This window comes from Enterobacter sp. JS8-1 (assembly GCF_049187015.1).
In the GTDB taxonomy this organism is placed as follows: domain Bacteria; phylum Pseudomonadota; class Gammaproteobacteria; order Enterobacterales; family Enterobacteriaceae; genus Enterobacter; species Enterobacter mori.
Map to the genome: position 1 here is coordinate 3,068,676 of NZ_CP185805.1, position 17,234 is coordinate 3,085,909.

15 protein-coding genes, 2 tRNA genes, 2 pseudogenes and 1 other annotated feature are annotated in these 17,234 nt (G+C 52.0%); of the genes and pseudogenes, 8 read left to right on the plus strand and 11 right to left on the minus strand.

What is annotated here, in order from left to right:
- Window positions 1-10 precede the first annotated feature (10 nt).
- On the plus strand, window positions 11-1,783 hold the full coding sequence (locus tag ACOQH0_RS14655; RefSeq protein WP_421510698.1) for an aminopeptidase P family protein: 1,773 nt from the start codon (window positions 11-13) through the stop codon (window positions 1,781-1,783).
- Window positions 1,784-1,927: 144 nt separating this feature from the next.
- Here ACOQH0_RS14655 and ACOQH0_RS14660 read toward each other — a convergent pair.
- Window positions 1,928-2,003: transfer RNA gene (locus ACOQH0_RS14660), tRNA-Asn, on the minus strand.
- A 103-nt stretch (window positions 2,004-2,106) separates the two neighbouring features.
- Complete coding sequence (gene emmdR / locus ACOQH0_RS14665; protein ID WP_421510699.1) at window positions 2,107-3,561, minus strand: multidrug efflux MATE transporter EmmdR; 1,455 nt, start codon at window positions 3,559-3,561, stop codon at window positions 2,107-2,109.
- Between the two features lie 161 nt (window positions 3,562-3,722).
- On the opposite strand from emmdR, the gene ACOQH0_RS14670 reads away from it, so the two are divergent.
- Both ACOQH0_RS14670 and ACOQH0_RS14675 read left to right on the plus strand, forming a co-directional pair.
- Window positions 3,723-3,798 (plus strand) — tRNA-Asn (locus tag ACOQH0_RS14670).
- Window positions 3,799-3,851: 53 nt separating this feature from the next.
- Entirely contained in the window at window positions 3,852-4,184 is a 333-nt protein-coding gene (locus tag ACOQH0_RS14675; RefSeq protein WP_421510700.1) for a gamma-glutamylcyclotransferase family protein, read from the plus strand.
- Between the two features lie 49 nt (window positions 4,185-4,233).
- Here ACOQH0_RS14675 and ACOQH0_RS14680 read toward each other — a convergent pair whose 3' ends face one another.
- The 4 genes from ACOQH0_RS14680 to dacD all read right to left on the minus strand — a co-directional run bounded on the left by ACOQH0_RS14680 (window position 4,234) and on the right by dacD (window position 7,625).
- Window positions 4,234-4,569: a DUF496 family protein gene (locus ACOQH0_RS14680; RefSeq protein ID WP_010432067.1), complete on the minus strand. Its 336-nt coding sequence runs from the start codon at window positions 4,567-4,569 to the stop codon at window positions 4,234-4,236.
- 147 nt (window positions 4,570-4,716) lie between these two features.
- Entirely contained in the window at window positions 4,717-5,775 is a 1,059-nt protein-coding gene (locus tag ACOQH0_RS14685; protein ID WP_100165945.1) for an FUSC family protein, read from the minus strand.
- A gap of 91 nt (window positions 5,776-5,866) precedes the next feature.
- The gene (gene sbmC / locus ACOQH0_RS14690; protein ID WP_010432063.1) at window positions 5,867-6,340 is read right to left on the minus strand and encodes a DNA gyrase inhibitor SbmC; all 474 of its coding nucleotides are present in this window, start codon (window positions 6,338-6,340) and stop codon (window positions 5,867-5,869) included.
- Window positions 6,341-6,458: 118 nt separating this feature from the next.
- On the minus strand, window positions 6,459-7,625 hold the full coding sequence (gene dacD, locus ACOQH0_RS14695) for a serine-type D-Ala-D-Ala carboxypeptidase DacD (protein WP_421510701.1): 1,167 nt from the start codon (window positions 7,623-7,625) through the stop codon (window positions 6,459-6,461).
- A gap of 860 nt (window positions 7,626-8,485) precedes the next feature.
- On the opposite strand from dacD, the gene ACOQH0_RS14700 reads away from it, so the two are divergent.
- The gene (locus ACOQH0_RS14700; protein ID WP_421510702.1) at window positions 8,486-9,571 is read left to right on the plus strand and encodes an acyltransferase family protein; all 1,086 of its coding nucleotides are present in this window, start codon (window positions 8,486-8,488) and stop codon (window positions 9,569-9,571) included.
- 102 nt (window positions 9,572-9,673) lie between these two features.
- Window positions 9,674-10,204: pseudogene (locus ACOQH0_RS14705) on the plus strand (transposase domain-containing protein); the annotation flags it as partial.
- Here the strand turns inward: ACOQH0_RS14705 and ACOQH0_RS14710 are convergent.
- Window positions 10,180-10,826 (minus strand): annotated as a pseudogene (locus ACOQH0_RS14710) (Arm DNA-binding domain-containing protein); the annotation flags it as partial. The pseudogenes ACOQH0_RS14705 and ACOQH0_RS14710 sit on opposite strands and share 25 nt — an antisense overlap.
- Before the next feature lie 181 nt (window positions 10,827-11,007).
- On the opposite strand from ACOQH0_RS14710, the gene sbcB reads away from it, so the two are divergent.
- Window positions 11,008-12,432: an exodeoxyribonuclease I gene (sbcB, locus tag ACOQH0_RS14715; RefSeq protein WP_421510703.1), complete on the plus strand. Its 1,425-nt coding sequence runs from the start codon at window positions 11,008-11,010 to the stop codon at window positions 12,430-12,432.
- Window positions 12,433-12,540: 108 nt separating this feature from the next.
- Here sbcB and ACOQH0_RS14720 read toward each other — a convergent pair whose 3' ends face one another.
- The 4 genes from ACOQH0_RS14720 to ACOQH0_RS14735 all read right to left on the minus strand — a co-directional run bounded on the left by ACOQH0_RS14720 (window position 12,541) and on the right by ACOQH0_RS14735 (window position 15,966).
- Entirely contained in the window at window positions 12,541-13,899 is a 1,359-nt protein-coding gene (locus tag ACOQH0_RS14720) for an APC family permease (RefSeq protein ID WP_010432055.1), read from the minus strand.
- Complete coding sequence (gene yoeI, locus ACOQH0_RS14725; RefSeq protein ID WP_100166194.1) at window positions 13,889-13,951, minus strand: membrane protein YoeI; 63 nt, start codon at window positions 13,949-13,951, stop codon at window positions 13,889-13,891. The genes ACOQH0_RS14720 and yoeI overlap by 11 nt, the downstream gene beginning before the upstream one ends.
- 219 nt (window positions 13,952-14,170) lie before the next feature.
- A complete protein-coding gene (locus ACOQH0_RS14730) occupies window positions 14,171-15,100 on the minus strand; it encodes a LysR substrate-binding domain-containing protein (RefSeq protein ID WP_042716033.1) in 930 nt (309 codons plus the stop codon).
- Window positions 15,101-15,141: 41 nt separating this feature from the next.
- Window positions 15,142-15,966 (minus strand): SDR family oxidoreductase, encoded by an 825-nt coding sequence (locus ACOQH0_RS14735; protein WP_042716031.1) that lies wholly within the window; start codon window positions 15,964-15,966, stop codon window positions 15,142-15,144.
- Between the two features lie 173 nt (window positions 15,967-16,139).
- On the opposite strand from ACOQH0_RS14735, the gene hisL reads away from it, so the two are divergent.
- A complete protein-coding gene (gene hisL, locus ACOQH0_RS14740; RefSeq protein ID WP_099516347.1) occupies window positions 16,140-16,190 on the plus strand; it encodes a his operon leader peptide in 51 nt (16 codons plus the stop codon).
- Window positions 16,166-16,289: a sequence feature (His leader region), on the plus strand. Its footprint overlaps the gene before it by 25 nt.
- Window positions 16,290-16,334: 45 nt before the next feature.
- A complete protein-coding gene (gene hisG / locus ACOQH0_RS14745; protein WP_028018500.1) occupies window positions 16,335-17,234 on the plus strand; it encodes an ATP phosphoribosyltransferase in 900 nt (299 codons plus the stop codon).

Consider the following 17,234-nt stretch of genomic DNA (forward strand, 5'->3'; position numbering starts at 1 on the left):
AGGAAAAACCATGCACACCACATCACCGCTCTCTGCCCTGCGCCACTGGCTTGAAGCCAGTCATCTCGACGGAATGATCGTTCCGCGTGCGGATGCCTGGCAAAGCGAATACTGCGCCCCGTACGACGAAAAGCTGGCCTGGCTGACGGGCTTTGACGGCTCGGCCGGTCTGGCTCTGGTGCTGAAAGACAAAGCGCTACTCTTCGTCGATGGACGTTATCAGGTTCAGGCCCGCGTTCAGGTCAATATGGACGAGATTGAGATCCACCATCTTCACAACGAACCGCTGGCTGAGTGGCTGGCGAAAAACGTGGAGGCAGGGACGCGCATTGGCTTTGACGCGATGCTGATGACAAATTCAGAGTTTGAGCAGCTGTCTGCCACGCCGTGCGAGCTGGTGCCTCTGAAGGCCTCGCCGTTTGACACGCTGTGGACTGACCGCCCAGCGGCGCCTGCGGGGATTATCCGCGAAATGCCCGTTGAGGTCAGCGGTGAAAGCAGCGCAGAAAAACGTCAGCATGTTGCCGCCGTGCTGGCAGAACACAATGCTGATTTCCTCGCCGTGACGCTGCCGGACAATATCGCCTGGCTGCTGAACGTGCGTGGATCAGATATCCCCTTTAGCCCGGTTCCTCTCTCCTTCGCCCTGCTCAGCCGTGATGGTAGCGTGGAGTGGTTTGTTGACGATGCGAAGCTCACCGCGTTGCCGGCTCCCGTGCGTGATGCTTTCACTCTCGCCCCGCAGAGGGCGTTTATTGAACGCTGCCAGCAGCAGGCTGCGGGCAAACGGGTGCTGGTCGATGCAGATTCTGCGCCTGTTGCACTGCGCTTTGCCATCGAGCCGCAGGGAGAGATCGTCTGGCAGACCGATCCCATCACCCTGATGAAAGCCACGAAAAACCCGATGGAGCTGGCGGGCTATCGCGAATGCCATCATCAGGACGGTGCTGCGTGGGTTAATTTTCTTGCCTGGCTGAGTCGGGAAGTTCCACGACGCGTGGCGGCAGGGAAACCGTTGACCGAACTGGAGGTACAGGCACAACAGCTGGCGTTCCGCAGGCAACAGCCCGGTTTTATTGAGCAGAGTTTTGCGACCATTTCCGCGTCGTCGAGCAATGCGGCAATGTGCCATTACCACTCAAGCGAAGCCAGTAACAAGTCCATCGGACATGACCATTTTTATCTGAATGATTCCGGTGGCCAGTACCACAACGGCACCACCGATGCCACGCGCACGCTGGCGTGGGGTAAAGTCGATCCGCAGCAGCGCCTGCACTATACCGCCGTGCTGAGAGGCTTCCTGTCGCTCATTACCCTGCAGTTCCCTTCAGGGACTCAGGGACATCAGCTGGATGCCTTCGCCCGTCGTCCGCTGTGGGAGATGGGGCTGGATTACGATCACGGTACCGGGCACGGCGTGGGGCATCAGCTGCTGATCCATGAAAACCCACATCGCATCGCCAAAAAGGTCAACCCGTGGCCGCTGGTGGCGGGGAATATCATGACCATCGAACCAGGCTACTATCTGGGCGATAGCCACGGCATTCGCATTGAAAATCAGGTAGAGATTGTGGAAAGCCGCCCGGGATTCTGCAAATTTGCCTCGCTGACGCTGATCCCGATTGACCTAAGCCAGGTGGAATTGCATCTGTTGAGCGAGCAGGAAAAGCAGTGGCTGGATGAATATCATCAGCAGGTACGGGAGGCATTGTCACTGCTGGTGGATAGCGATGCGCGTCCGTGGCTGGAAGAAGCGACCGCCCCGATTCGTATGAACGGATAGTGCATTGTGCGGGCTGGTGCCCTCACCCCAGCCCTCTCCCACGGGAGAGGGTGCACACACTAAAAACGGCAACTCGGTTGCCGTTTTGCATTTACCTTGCGCAGAAAAGCAAAAAGCCTGCTTTAAAAGCAGGCTTTTCAAATTTGGCTCCTCTGACTGGACTCGAACCAGTGACATACGGATTAACAGTCCGCCGTTCTACCGACTGAACTACAGAGGAATCGTGTGAACGGGGCGCATATTATCGATGCTCCCCGATGATGTCAAAGGCAGAATGCAGATTTCCGTTCGTTTGCCGATTTATTCTCCATTTCGCGCATTTGTCAGGCATTCTTCCGTGGATATTTCCATAACCAACGCCCACTTACCATGCGCCAGTAGAACAGTGCACCGCGTACAGCCCAGTCCAGGAACATACCCAGCCAGACCCCTACAACGCCCATTCCCAGCATAATCCCCAGCGTATAACCCGCCACCACGCGGCACCCCCACATCCCGAGCATGGATACCCACATGGCAAACCGGGCATCACGCGCGCCCTTTAAGCCAGCGGGCAACACCCAGGACGCGGCCCAGATCGGCATAAACGCGGCGTTGAGCCAAATCAGGATCTTAACCACCTCTTTAACATCGTTTTCGTGGGTATAGAACGAGGCCATCAACCCGGCAAAAGGCGCGGTTCCCCATGCGATCATTGTCAGCCCAATGGTCGATAGCCAGAAGACATGCCGGAGCTGACGCTCCGCCTGCCCTATCTGCCCTTTCCCGAGCCGTTTGCCGGTGATAATCGTGGAGGCGGAACCAAGGGCGTTGCCCGGCAGGTTAATCAGCGAGGCGATGGAGAAGGCGATAAAGTTACCGGCGATAACATCCGTTCCCATACCGGCCACAAACATCTGCGTGAGCAGCTTGCCGCCGTTGAACAGCACCGACTCAATGCTGGCCGGAATACCGATGCCCATCACTTCCCAGATAATGGCAAAGTTAAACGGCCTGAAATAGCTTTTCAGCGTGAGGCGCAGCGATGGGGTGATCCCCGTCATCAGCACGCCGATAATCGCTGCCGCGCCAATGTAACGTGAAATAGTCAGGCCAAGGCCAGCACCAACAAACCCCAGACCGTCCCAGGTAAAGACCCCGTAAATCAGTACGCTACTGATGATAATGTTCAGGATATTCATTCCGCCGTTGATCAGCAGCGGAATTTTGGTATTGCCCGCCCCGCGCAGCGCACCGCTACCAATCAGGGCAATAGCCGCCGCCGGATAGCTTAACACCGTCATTTCCAGGTATGTCAGCGCAAGGTCTTTTACCTCACTGGTCGCCTCACCCGCGACAATATCAATAATCTCTTTGCCGTAGTAATGGATAACCGCCGCCAGAACGATCGAAAAGATGGTCATGATCATCAGCGACTGGCGTGCCGCCTCGCGCGCACGCTTCGGATCAAGTTTCCCCAGACTAAAGGCAACGACGACCGTTGTACCCAGATCGATGGCGGCAAAGAAAGACATCACCACCATGTTAAAGCTGTCCGCCAGCCCTACCCCTGCCATCGCCTCTTTGCCCAACCAACTGACCAGGAACGTACTTAGCACGCCCATCAGCAGTACGCAGGTATTCTCCAGGAAAATAGGCACAGCAAGGGGGGTGATTTCACGCCAGAACAGAACACGATAACTTTTACGTTTTGCATACCAGGGCGTGCGCATGATCGCCTGGCGTAAGGGGGCAGTGACGTTCAAAATGGACCTTAGCGAGAAAAGTTGAAACTCCATTTCAAATGATGGGGGAGAAATGGCTATCCTGCAAAGTATTTCCATAAAAAAGATGTTTGGATTTACAACAAACTGACGACAGAATCAGCAGTCAGTCGATTTTCCCTAAGATCAGGTTTGACAAAACTTTTTTCGCCGCTAAGATAAGCCTCCACAACGATTCCTCTGTAGTTCAGTCGGTAGAACGGCGGACTGTTAATCCGTATGTCACTGGTTCGAGTCCAGTCAGAGGAGCCACATTTAGAAAAGCCTGCTTTCGAGCGGGCTTTTTGCTTTTCCGGTGAGGATAAATGGACGCACTGTTTGTTTACGGCACACTACGCCCCGGTCACTCTAACGCGCATATTCTTGAAAACATTGGCGGTGAATGGCTCGCTGGCTTCGTATCCGGCACGTTTTACGAACGCGGCTGGGGCGCTGCAGCGGATTTCCCGGGGATTGTGCTCCACCCGGACGGCCCCCGCGTCGAAGGCTATCTGTTTATCTCTTATAACCTTGCCGCACACTGGCAAATGTTGGATGAGTTTGAAGACGGCTACGATCGGGTTGAGGTCATAGTGACCACCCTTGAGGGTAAACAGGTTAAGGCCTGGATTTATCAGCTACAGCCACGCTCTGCGTAATAAAAAAGGCTCTCTGTCACCAGAGAGCCTTTTTCACAATTCGCAGCGATTACTCGCTTTTTGCTTCAGCGTTTTTGATTTCGCCCATCACTTTCAGCTTCTTGGAGATGTCGCGACGCTCTTTGGACAGCTCAGCATTTTTGATGATGTAGTCATCAACACGGTCTTCGTAATCGCTCTTCATGCTGGCGATGATGCCCTGAATAGCTTCAACGCTCATGCCTGGCTTGATGTAGTCGCTCAGGTTGTCGAGCAGCAGAACACGTTTCTGGTTGTCACGGATCTTCTTCTCAACGTCCTGGATTTCACGCTGCAGTTTGTTTTTGCGGCGGAACAGGCGGACGAATTCCAGAACATCCTGGAACGAAGGCTTGGTAGTTTCCATTTTTACACCCCTGATAATGTGAGATTCGGATTCGTTAAGGCAACCGTTGTAACAGACAGCGGCTGCGAATGACAATGAGTATATCGTTTAAATCTATCATAACCCCAATTGCTGCTGAATCGAAGCAGCAGGCGTCACATACGCCTTTTATTTGCGCAGCGCCCGGCAAATAAGATGCGATAAGAGCTCAAGCTGCCGCGCCAGTTCCATACTCAGCCAGACGTAGCCATGAATGGGCGTTTCCGCCACGTTATCGCTCTGGCGTTCATTGATTAGCTGCTTCAGCTCCGCGACGATCTCATTCAGTCGCTCGCTGTTGGCCAGTATCGGCTGCGGGTTGCCTTCATAGAGCGCATGGGCGATGGTCAACAGGGTTTGCTGCGTCATCTGCTGGGTCTCTTTGAGCGTATGCGCATTAAGCATCAGCAGATGGCTGGGACGCGAGGCCCAGTGGGCGTTGATCTGCAGCTCAAGCATGCAGACCAGATTGCGGCTTACCGTCTGGATGGCTTCGAAAATCGCTTTCTGAATATGGGTTTCTTTGCTGGCGGGCGTGATCAGGCCGCGCATTTTGACGACATCATTGAGGATCTTCTGCAGGTGTTTTTCCAGCCGTGGCCGTTCAACCAGATTCGGGGAAAAGCCGGCCTGATAGACACGGTTAAATGCCGTCACGTAATTCGCCATCTGGATGCGCCAGTGCAGAAAGGCGCGTTGCGGCCAGATCCCCGTAAACAGCATCGCCAGCAACGAGCCGAGCACCACATCCCCGCTTCGCCACAGCGCCGTAGTCATATCCCCGGCGGGCGCACCGACCACCACCGCGAGAGTAATCCCAATCAGCAACGCCTGATACGGTCTTTTGCCCAACGCCAGCCAGCCGCAGAGGAACATGGCGGCGCCGCACCATGCCAGCATGACAGGAAAGGAGATCAGCTCCAGTTTCAGGGCGATTAGCCCAAGGGCGGAGCCTAATACGGTCCCACCAATTCGCTCAAGCGCGCGCGGAACAACGTTTCCCCAAAAGGAGATGGGCCCCATCACGACCACCAGCGTAATCAGCGGCCACGTCCCCTCCGGAACATCCAGCAAGCGAACCAGTACAAACGTCAACACGAACGCCAGCGCGATGCGACACCCATGCACCACGCGGTAATGTTTGTACAACCGAATTTCAAACGGCGTTAATGATTTGTCGGGACGCACACCCGCTCTCCAGCTACACGGCAAATCACAATTGTACTGTGTTTTCAGCCGGGTGGATCGCCCCCGGCTAAAAATCCCACTTTTTACAGGGTTAACCCGCTTTATGCTCTACCGCGACGAACATCTCAATGTCCCAGTAGCCATCCGCATTACCATCATTAAGATAGCGTTCGAAGCAGGGTTTTGGAGCAATCTGGTACTTATTGTCCTGCAGGAGGGAATTAAAGAACTGATACCACGGGGTCGCAAAGTCGTAATTTTCAACACGTGCCGTCGCGACCGCATAATCCCCGGCCACAATTTCGGTCATCATCACCCCTTCACTGTTATCGGGAATGATAAAGTCGTCGGGTACCGTGACGGCAGTGTCACAGCGCAGTTTTTCTGCCGGGACCTCATCAGGATTATCGTAGTAAACCGCTACCCACTCCAGCGGCTGAATGTGACGCCCATCCACCCACATGACCAGTTGTTCAAAGCCCTGCTTAACGGTTTTTTCCCACGGCCCAACAAGGTGAAAACCTGCGATTTTACGTTTCTGTTGCTGCTTGATGCTGTAGTCCATGCTGCCTCCGTTTATTACTGTATATTTATACACTATAAAGCAGAATGAATATTATCGGCAAACGAGGAGTGTTTATTATGTGAGCAGACTCGCAACCCTGCCAGTCTGCTCAAAATGGTTAGATGGTGTGTTGCAGATAATCACTCAGGCGGGAGAAAATACCGCCTTTATCAACGCGTTCCAGCGTGACCAGCGGCCAGTGCGCCACCAGCTTATCGCGGTCGTACAGCTGAATTTCACCGACCCGCTGATGGGCGGCAATTGGGGCTTCCAGCGCTTTTGTATCCAGTACGTATTTAGCCTTAATGTTCGGTACTTCCGCTTTTGGCAAGGCCAGCCAGAAGTCCTGATCGGTTCCCAGGTTTACCTGTTCTTTATCACCGTACCAGATCCGCTCGGTCCCCACTTTTTTACCGCTGTGCAGGATCTGCACCGTATCAAAGTTCTGTTGTCCCCAGTGGAGCAGCTTGCGCGCCTGATCTTCACGCCCCTTCGGGCTGTCTGCGCCCATTACCACGGCGATCAAGCGACGCTGCCCGTCCACCGCGGAGGCAATCAGGTTAAAGCCCGCGCCGGAGGTATGCCCCGTTTTCAGACCGTCCACGTTCATGGTTTTATCCCACAGCAGGCCGTTGCGGTTCTGCTGGGTGATCCCGTTCCAGGTCAGGCTCTTCTCGCTGTACATATGATAAAACTCTGGCTCACCGTGAATGATCGCACGGGAGAGAACGGCCAGATCGTAAGCGGAACTGTGCTGCCCAGGTGCATCCAGTCCGTGAACGGTTTCGAAATGGGTGTCGCGCAGGTTCAGCTTTTGCACATAGTCATTCATCATCTTCACAAACTGCGGCTGGCCGCCCGCGACGTGATCGGCCAGCGCCACGCAGGCATCGTTACCGGAGTCGACAATCAGGCCCCGGCTAAGATCGCGTACGGAAACGCGATCGCCCTCTTTCAGAAACATCAGAGACGATCCGTCAAAGACCGGGTTACCTTTCGCCCACGCGTCGCGCCCAACCGTGACGATATCATCCGGGCTGATGCGATGGCTGTCGATAGCGCGGTCGACGACGTAGCCCGTCATCAGCTTGGTCAGGCTTGCCGGATTACGCTGTTGATGTTCGTTGCCCGCCGTTAATATCTGACCAGTAGTGTAATCCATCAGCACCCACGACCCCGCCTGGATGGCCGGTGGCTGCGGGGAGAAATCCAGCGGATCGGCAGCCAGCGCAGATGTGATACTCGAAGCAAGTAAAGAAACAGCAATAAACAGACGGCGTTTCAACGGTATATCCTCAGGTCATTAAAAATCGATGACCTTTTTACGGGAGTTCTGCTGCCGTTACCTGCCTTAATTGCAAAAAAATGTGACAGAATTCAGATTTTTTGCTGGATCTGACTCGCAAATTTGCGCCACGCCCGCTGTTTTTTGATTCGCTCATCAAGCGATATGCACTGTTCAGTGTAATCAGCTGCCGGTGAAGGAAATCCCATCAGAAAACCTTTCCCATGTTGCGCAGGATCCAGTAGTGATTATCGCTGTCGTCAGTAGCCTTGTCAGCGAAGTCTGACTGATAACGCTCAATCCATGAGTTCGCATCGTCCTAGCTGAAGTGGCAAATTTTCTCTCGCAACTTCGCTATGAAGATGTCGGTTCTTGGATACCGATAATCCTTCGGATTTAGCTGTATGACCACGCCAAAGGCGGTACGTATGTCTGCTGTGCGTGGCATGGTCACCTCATAAACAAACTGTATACATATATAGCATTAATGTATGGTGGCATTCATCAAGTGGAAGATGCTAGACTTTCGTCCAACTATTATCATGATTTTGAATTAAAAAGGTTAATTTTCAGTAAGGTATTCTCATGAGAGTGCATAACTATATCTATCTTAACCGTGACAGGATCACGTTCTCGTGGGGGATAAGTCTTTTGTTATCGATTGCAAACTTAATGAAAGAAATTAGTTTATTATCTACAACACAGGATGGTCACTGAAAGATGTGTTTGGATATTGCGAATATTCTGTCAAAGTTGATGTTAGCCAAAAAGACTTTGATAGGATATCGCCACTCAAGAGTAAAGGATTGTGCTTCGCAACAAGATTAGAAAGCTTTTCGGGCTAAAGGATAAAATTTAACGTGCAGACTAAGAATTACGGATATCTATCACGACTGGACCATTTACGCTTCATTGCCTCAGTGCTGGTTGTTTTTTTGCACTTTAGGGGTGACATAGCTAATACGCCATCTGACCCATCAACTATAACTGGATTTGTTTATCGATGGATTAACTCCGGTGCGACAGGTGTAAGTTTATTCCTTGTCCTTTCTGGGTTTATCTTCTGCATTATAAGCGATGCTGGTAAAAAGCATATCGAGTATAAACAGTTCATAACCAACCGAATATTAAGGATATTCCCGTTAGTAATATTTGTTTTTTTCATAGCGGTTACTATTCATGGTCCTGTTGTTAGCGCAGGAGATATTATTAGGCTAATTCTTCTACAGTTTAACACTGGATTTAGTGCAAGCGAATGGATGGGGAAAGAGCCTATTCTTGTCCCCATGTGGACTCTTGCCGTAGAATTTCAATTCTATTTAATATTCCCATTCATTGCCTTGTTTATTGGCAGGCATGGGATAAAGTATGCCTTCAATATGCTTGCAATGATGATTATCATTAAATTCATAGTGATTAATTCTTATGGAGATTCTACATACCATGAACTGTACAAGTCACTTGTCGGTAGACTTGATCAGTTCTTGATTGGAATTATTAGTGGATATATCTACATAGCTAATAAAGATAAGCACCGCAATTTAGCGCCTGCCATAGCAATGTTTATCGCTTCTATCATTGCAATATCATGGTACACTGCTTCACAAAAAAGTTCCTTTTTAATATTTAACTTCAGCCTTACAATTGAGGCTTTGTTATGGGCATTCGTAGCCTACAGTTACATTATGCTTCCGGTTAACATTCCGTATTTATTGGACAAATCACTATCATATCTTGGAGCATTGAGTTTCTCTATATATTTGATGCATATTCCTGTTGGAAGATTTATTCAAAAAACGTTAGGGTATTTATTCGTTGGAGTAAATCCAGCAATAGTAACGGCATTGATTATCCTCCCTTCAATTGTTGTCATTTCAGTAATGACGTTTTCTCTCATAGAAAAACCTTTCATAAACCTTAGAAAGGGTTATGTCGAAAATAAGTAAAATAAAGCGCCCGGCAGGCAATGTGGATCGTTTAAGGATCGGTTGGCCGATCCAGTGACTGCTGTAAAAAGGGTTCTGTGTTCAACATGAAACCCTTTTTAAATGCAACTTTCACAAACGCTCGGCATTATTAATCTTACCGCTACCGATAAGGTCCAGACTCTTGCCGATCTACTTTCTCACGACCTTATCCAGCAGACATTTGCTCTCACCGACACGGTAACTTTGCTTGAACGTTAACCTCCCCTTGAATCCATGGTCTGGCTGGATATCAACATGGCGATATCCAACAATAAACCGCTCTCTCATATCGTCAATTTGACCGATATCGTGGACCGCGCCAGCAGCCCATTTACAGCTGCTCCGTCATCGTTCGCCGCAAAACGCTAGGTGAAGATGCCATCCGTGAGCTGATTAACCTCACGCAGCAGTATTGGCACGAGGAAGCCCGGCACTCAATCTGGAATGGCCTGACACTCAACGCCATTGATGGTGTCGTCTGGCGAACACCCGATACGCCGAAAAACGCTGAAGCCTTCGCGAAAGCAGAAAACCAGTACAGTAAAAAAGGTATCCGCAGGTATGCTGATGGAGCTGATCAGTCATCAGGTCGAGGCCCAGCTTCTTTCAACAGCTAGCCATATCCGGGCAAGCTCGTTATACGACGGTACCCGATCGCCGTCCTCCGCCCGGGGCCGAAATCTCTTGGCTGGATGCTCATAATTGCGCAGCTATCTATCACCTGACGCCGCATGCACCAGCTTATCGCAGAACTGAGCTTGCTCAGTACTTGGCGGGCACGGCGCGGATTACCCTTTTCTTCTTCAGTGACATTGCTTAACGGTGATTGAAGATGCAGGGCGATTTGGGGATACGTCATGCATACGCTTTATAACCGTTGATCGGTAAACTACCTAGTTTTTTATCGGAGAATTGTAGACACGTAGTGGTAGAACCACTGGGCGACCGTCAAGGAGATCTAAGCCTTCTCTTAAAAGTTTGTGCGTGGATAACCACTTTAAAAATATGGGTTTCGCAATTCAGCCGTAATCTGCCTGGCATCTTTCAACGGAGATGGACCGGTAACTGCCAATGCCTAGTCGATTGGCTTTACCCAACCAGCGATAACGGTACTGGAACTGGATGACCCCTTCGGTGAAATGCGCACGCTAAGACCATCGGTATCAGCTATTTCTTGTGGGCCCGTGTATGATTTACCATGAATAATACGCAGTTTTGTGTAGCTGATAGCCATAAATAATATTTGGTACGCTCAGAAATCGTAGTTTGGTACACTTCTGGCACGCAATATCACATGGACATCAAAACACAGTAAACAACCATATTTAGCGTTCGTGGACAAACTCAGGTGAATTAAGGGTTGTTTTTCGAGTAATAACAGGCAGTTAATTAACTATTGTGGACAAACCTAGACAATGCCAGATACAGATAAACAACCTACCTTCCTATTTCACGATTACGAAACCTTCGGCACCCACCCGGCGCTGGACAGACCGGCGCAGTTTGCTGCCATCCGTACCGACGACGAATTCAACATTATTGGCGAGCCAGAGGTCTTTTACTGCAGGCCTGCGGATGATTATCTGCCGCAGCCGGGCGCGGTGATGGTTACGGGCATTACACCGCAGGAAGCACGGGAAAAAGGCGTGAGCGAAGCGGAGTTTGCCCGCCGCATCCACGATCTGTTTACCGTTCCCCATAGCTGCGTGGTCGGTTACAACAACATCCGTTTCGATGATGAAGTGACGCGCAATATCTTCTACCGCAACTTCTACGACCCCTATGCCTGGAGCTGGAAGAACCGCAATTCGCGCTGGGATTTACTCGATATTATGCGCGCCTGTTATGCCCTGCGTCCTGAGGGCATTAACTGGCCGGAGAACGAGGATGGCCTGCCGAGTTTCAGGCTTGAACACCTGACGCGCGCCAACGGCATCGAGCACAGCAATGCTCACGACGCGATGGCAGACGTCTATGCCACCATTGCCATGGCAAAGCTGGTGAAAACCGCCCAGCCGCGTCTGTTTGAGTATCTGTTGAGTCACCGCAGCAAACAGAAGCTGACTACGCTCATTGATGTACCGCAGATGAAGCCGCTGGTACACATCTCCGGGATGTTCGGTGCGTGGCGCGGCAATACCAGTTGGGTTGCGCCGCTGGCATGGCATCCCGACAACCGTAATGCCGTTATCATGGTGGATTTGGCGGGCGAGATCTCCCCGCTGCTGGAACTGGACAGCGATACGCTGCGTGAACGGCTTTATACGCCGAAAAACGAGCTCGGCGATCTGCCTGCGGTACCGGTGAAGCTGGTTCACATCAATAAATGTCCGGTGCTGGCGCAGGCCAATACGCTGCGACCGGAAGATGCTGACAGGCTGGGTATTAATCGTCAGCACTGTCTGGATAACCTGAAGGTGCTGCGCGACAACCCGCAGGTACGGGAAAAAGTGGTCGCTATCTTTGCGGAAGCCGAGCCGTTTGTGCCGTCTGAGAACGTCGACGCACAGCTTTATAACGGCTTCTTCAGCGATGCCGATCGCGCGGCAATGAATATCGTCCTGCAAACCGAGCCGCGTAACTTACCAGCGCTGGATATTACCTTTGCAGATAAGCGCATTGAAAAGCTGATGTTCAATTACCGGGCGCGAAACTATCCGGGGACTCTGGACGAAGTGGAGCAGGAACGCTGGCTGCAGCATCGACGTAACGTGTTTACACCGGAATTTCTCAACAGCTATGCGCAAGAGCTGGAAATGCTTTACGGCCAGTATGAAGGGAATTCTGAGAAACAGGCGCTGTTGAAATCCCTGTTCCAGTACGCGCAAGAGATTGTTTGAGTCATGGGTACAAAAAAGCCGGAGACATTGTCTCCGGCTTTTTTTTCGCCCGGTGGCGCTACGCTTACACGGGCCTACGGGTGTACAGGTCGGGCACCCGACATTATGTTACGCAACGTCTTCGTACTGAGGTACCGGGTTACGGAAGCTTTTGGTTACGCAAGCCAGATAGATCAGACCGATAGCACCCCAGATCAGACCCAGAACCATTGAGCTCTCTTCCAGGTTAATCCACAGCGCACCCACCGTCAGCGCGCCACACATTGGCAGCACCAGATAGTTGAAGTGGTCCTTCAGCGTTTTATTACGCTTCTCGCGGATCCAGAACTGAGAAATCACCGAGAGGTTAACAAAGGTAAACGCCACCAGCGCACCAAAGTTAATCAGCGCGGTTGCAGTCACCAGGTCAAACTTAATGGCCATCAGTGCAATTGCGCCAACCAGCAGTACGTTCCACGCCGGGGTACGCCATTTCGGATGAACGTAGCCGAAGAAACGGGTTGGGAACACACCGTCACGACCCATTACGTACATCAGGCGAGAAACCCCTGCGTGTGCCGCCATACCCGATGCCAGTACGGTGACGCTGGAGAAGATCAGCACGCCCCACTGGAAGGTTTTCCCTGCAACATACAGCATGATTTCAGGCTGTGATGCGTCCGGCTCTTTAAAGCGAGAGATGTCCGGAAAGTACAGCTGCAGGAAGTAGGAAGCACCGATAAAGATCATACCGCCAATCAGCGCGGTCAGGAAAATCGCTCTCGGGATCACGCGCTCGGCGTCTTTGGTCTCTTCAGACAGAGAAGAGATACCGTCGAAGCCCAGGAACGAGAAGCACAGGATGGTCGCACCGGTGATCATCGGCACAACGTGCGCGCCTTCAGACCAGAACGGACGGGTGCTGGCCAGCGTACCTGCGCCTTCACCATGAGACACGCCGTAAATGATCAAACCCACGATAACCGCAACGATACCCATCTGCAGAATAACAATCAGGGTGTTGAAGTTAGCCACGGTCTTGATGCTGCGCAGGTTAGAGATGGTCATAAAGGCCACCAGCGCCACCACGAAGATCCATGACGGTACGGAAGGTACCAGCGCTTCGAAGTAAATTTTTGCCAGCAGAATGTTGATCATCGGCATGAACAGGTAGTCCAGCAGAGATGACCAGCCCACCATAAAGCCAACCGCCGGGCTAATGGATTTCTGAGCATAGGTGTAGGCAGAGCCTGCTGACGGGAAACGGCGAACCAGTTTTCCGTAGCTCAGCGCTGTAAAGAGAATGGCGACCAGCGCAAAGGCGTACGCCGTTGCAACGTGACCGTCAGTAAGGCCTGATACGATACCGAATGTATCGAACAGCGTCATCGGTTGCATATAGGCAAGGCCCATCATAACAACCGGAATCAACGTAAGCGTTTTACGTAATTCCACGCGAGAGGTGTTTGGAGTTGCGTTATGCGACATCGTTATTCTCCTTTACGGTAATAACCGCCACGTAAGCGAAAAATTGCCCCATTTCTTTCTTCCTCAGCGACAACAACTGTCGGATTTTAGTAAATATCTATCCGGTACGAAGCCCGGCCTCTTGGTTTTTAGTTTCGTTTCGTACATGCAAAAAAAAATAACCGACGCCTTTTATATCGTCGATTATTCATTTGTTTGCAGCGGCGGCATTTTGCCCCACATCAGATACAAAAGGCAATAGTTTGCAACGCACCGGGTAATTTTCTTTTTTCTAACTGGCTGATTTCTCGACACTGCCCTGAGAGTAAACTGCAGCGATAGCACTATTTGCTAAAATTTCGTCCCGCCACCATGCGCTGGCAAGCCCGGCAGTTTGTTCATTCCAGCCCACCCAAACCGATTCGTTGCTGCTTTGAGCAAGTACCTGTTTTTCAACAAGCGCACCGCTATCAATAAAGCGCTGCGCCAGATAGCGCGGCAAATAGCCGCACCCCAGACCGCTTATTTGCAGTTCCAGCTTGGTTTTAAAATCAAACACGGTGATCGCCTCTTGCTCATCAAGCAGTTGCGAAGAGACGCCACATTCAGGCCGGGAGCTGTCGCCCACCACAATAGCACGGTAGTTTTTAATAATACGGCGGTTAATGGGCTCCGGTTCATTCGCCAGCGGATGATGGGGCGCGACGGCAAAAATTTGCTCCAGTATACCCAGTCGCGCAAAGCCAAAATCGCTCAACTGGGGGGGCTCATGCAGTGCCCCAACGATGATATCCGCCCTGCCCCGCGTCAGGGCATCCCAGGAGCCGCCGAGCACACCATTAATGAAGATTAACCGGGTCACGCTGTGGCGCTGATAAAACGCTTCGATCAGCGGCGTCAGGAGAGAAAAGGGAAAGGTATCATCCACGCCGATCACCAGTTCATTTTCCCACCCCTGATGAAGTTTTATGGCCTGCTTTTCCAGTTCGCGAACCGTATGGAGAACATCACGCCCCTTTTCCAGCAGCATCTGTCCGGTTCGCGTAAAACGCGCGCGATGCCCGGAGCGATCAAGCAGCTCAATGTTCAGATCGCTTTCAAGTTTATGCACGGTATAGCTGAGCGCCGAAGGCGTTTTATAAAGCTTCGCTGACGCCGCGGCGAAGCTTCCCTCTTTTTCCAGCGCATCCAGAATAATAAGAACATCCAGCAGCGGTTTCATCTTCGCCCCCTTACGGTGTGCGATCGTCTCCGCTGATGGCATTATTCCATGGGCATCACCAGCGGATCGGGATACTGATACTCAAATCCCAGTTCATGACAAATACGATTGCCATCAACAATTTTGCCTTTCCCTTCCCCTTTCGCATCGCCAAAGACTGGCGGAGCCAGACCCAATTGACGAGCCATCAGCGGATAGAAGGTACTTCTCGATGGATGAGAGGGTGCACATATATTATAGATGTGCCCACCCTTCGGAGCCTGTAATAGCAGCTCAATTGCCCCAATAACATCCTCAAGATGGACGAGATTGACGCCATGTTGTCCATCCGGAGCCGATTTTCCGGCAAAGAACCGTCCTGGATGGCGGCCCGGCCCCACCAGCCCGGCCAGACGCAGGATATCTACCTGAGTGCCCGGCAGGTTATGCAGCCAGTCCTCCAGTTCTTTCAGCACGCGACCACTCGCGGTTACCGGTTGACGTTCACTGTTTTCCTTCACCGTCCCCTCAACGTCACCGTAGACTGAGGTGGAACTGGTGAAAATGATGCGCGGGATGTGATGCGCCAGCGCGCTGTCGACAATCTCCTGCATCGCCTGCAGATAAAAAGACTCTCCCGGCCCGCTGCGACGGGCGGGTAAGGTAATAACCAGCGCATCGACATCCATCAGCGCATCCAGATCGTCAGCATCACAAACCAGTTCAGGCTCAAGGCGCAGCTCAACGCCCTCGATGCCACACATGCGTGCGGCTTCTACCCCATCCGACGTGGTTTTGCTCCCGGTCACCTGCCAGCCTTTCGCGGCTAATGACATCGCCAGCGGCATTCCTAACCATCCTAAACCGACAATTGCGACCTTTTTCATGAAAACTCTCCGCTTACACATGCTTGTATTAAGGCTACGCCAGCCCGGCAGAACACACAATTCATAGCATCAATATGAAATGAATTAATGATCACAAAAAGCCCTTGCAATCTGCCGGGCAAGTGGTTTAGGTTAAAAGACATCAGATGCATAAGCATTCAACGAGAATTTATATGACACGCGTTCCATTTAAAAACCACCATCACCACCATCATCCTGACTAGTCTTTCAGGCGATGTGTGCTGGAAGACGTTTGGATCTTCCAGTGGTGCGCGAACGCAAGAGAAAGCCCCCGGAAGATCATCTTCCGGGGTTTTTTTTTTGGACCGCATTCAGACAGGTTAAAACAGGTTAACGAGGAATAAAGAATGTTAGATAACTCACGTTTACGCATAGCTATTCAAAAATCAGGCCGTTTGAGTGACGATTCACGCGAACTGCTGGCCCGCTGCGGGATTAAAATCAACCTGCACACCCAGCGCCTGATTGCCCTGGCTGAAAATATGCCTATCGATATTCTGCGCGTGCGTGATGACGATATTCCTGGCCTGGTGATGGATGGCGTCGTTGATCTCGGCATCATCGGCGAAAACGTGCTGGAAGAAGAGCTGCTGACCCGCCGCGCGCAGGGCGAAGACCCGCGTTACTTCACCCTGCGTCGTCTGGACTTCGGCGGCTGCCGCCTGTCGCTGGCTACGCCGGTCGATGAAGCGTGGGACGGCCCGGCTGCGCTGAACGGCAAACGTATCGCCACCTCTTACCCTCACCTGTTAAAGCGATACCTCGACCAGAAAGGCGTGCAGTTTAAATCCTGCCTGCTGAACGGCTCTGTTGAAGTGGCACCCCGTGCGGGTCTGGCTGACGCCATCTGTGACCTGGTCTCTACCGGCGCGACGCTGGAAGCGAACGGTCTGCGCGAAGTGGAGGTTATCTATCGCTCCAAAGCCTGCCTGATTCAGCGCGACGGCGACATGGCCGATGCCAAGCAGCAGCTCATCGACAAACTGCTGACCCGTATTCAGGGCGTGATTCAGGCGCGTGAATCCAAATACATCATGATGCACGCGCCGACCGAGCGCCTGGACGAAGTGATCGCCCTGCTGCCGGGTGCGGAGCGTCCAACCATTCTGCCGCTGGCGGGCGATCAGCAGCGCGTGGCGATGCACATGGTGAGCAGCGAAACCCTGTTCTGGGAAACCATGGAAAAGCTGAAGGCGCTGGGCGCAAGCTCTATTCTGGTGCTGCCAATTGAGAAGATGATGGAGTAA

What these genes read in the sequence shown, in the direction of transcription:
- ACOQH0_RS14655 (WP_421510698.1), top strand. Translation starts at nt 11, where the DNA reads ATGCACACCACATCACCGCTCTCTGCCCTGCGCCACTGGCTTGAAGCC.
- emmdR (WP_421510699.1), bottom strand. Translation starts at nt 3,561, where the DNA reads ATGGAGTTTCAACTTTTCTCGCTAAGGTCCATTTTGAACGTCACTGCC.
- ACOQH0_RS14675 (WP_421510700.1), top strand. Translation starts at nt 3,852, where the DNA reads ATGGACGCACTGTTTGTTTACGGCACACTACGCCCCGGTCACTCTAAC.
- ACOQH0_RS14680 (WP_010432067.1), bottom strand. Translation starts at nt 4,569, where the DNA reads ATGGAAACTACCAAGCCTTCGTTCCAGGATGTTCTGGAATTCGTCCGC.
- sbmC (WP_010432063.1), bottom strand. Translation starts at nt 6,340, where the DNA reads ATGGACTACAGCATCAAGCAGCAACAGAAACGTAAAATCGCAGGTTTT.
- sbcB (WP_421510703.1), top strand. Translation starts at nt 11,008, where the DNA reads ATGCCAGATACAGATAAACAACCTACCTTCCTATTTCACGATTACGAA.
- ACOQH0_RS14720 (WP_010432055.1), bottom strand. Translation starts at nt 13,899, where the DNA reads ATGTCGCATAACGCAACTCCAAACACCTCTCGCGTGGAATTACGTAAA.
- ACOQH0_RS14730 (WP_042716033.1), bottom strand. Translation starts at nt 15,100, where the DNA reads ATGAAACCGCTGCTGGATGTTCTTATTATTCTGGATGCGCTGGAAAAA.
- ACOQH0_RS14735 (WP_042716031.1), bottom strand. Translation starts at nt 15,966, where the DNA reads ATGAAAAAGGTCGCAATTGTCGGTTTAGGATGGTTAGGAATGCCGCTG.
- hisG (WP_028018500.1), top strand. Translation starts at nt 16,335, where the DNA reads ATGTTAGATAACTCACGTTTACGCATAGCTATTCAAAAATCAGGCCGT.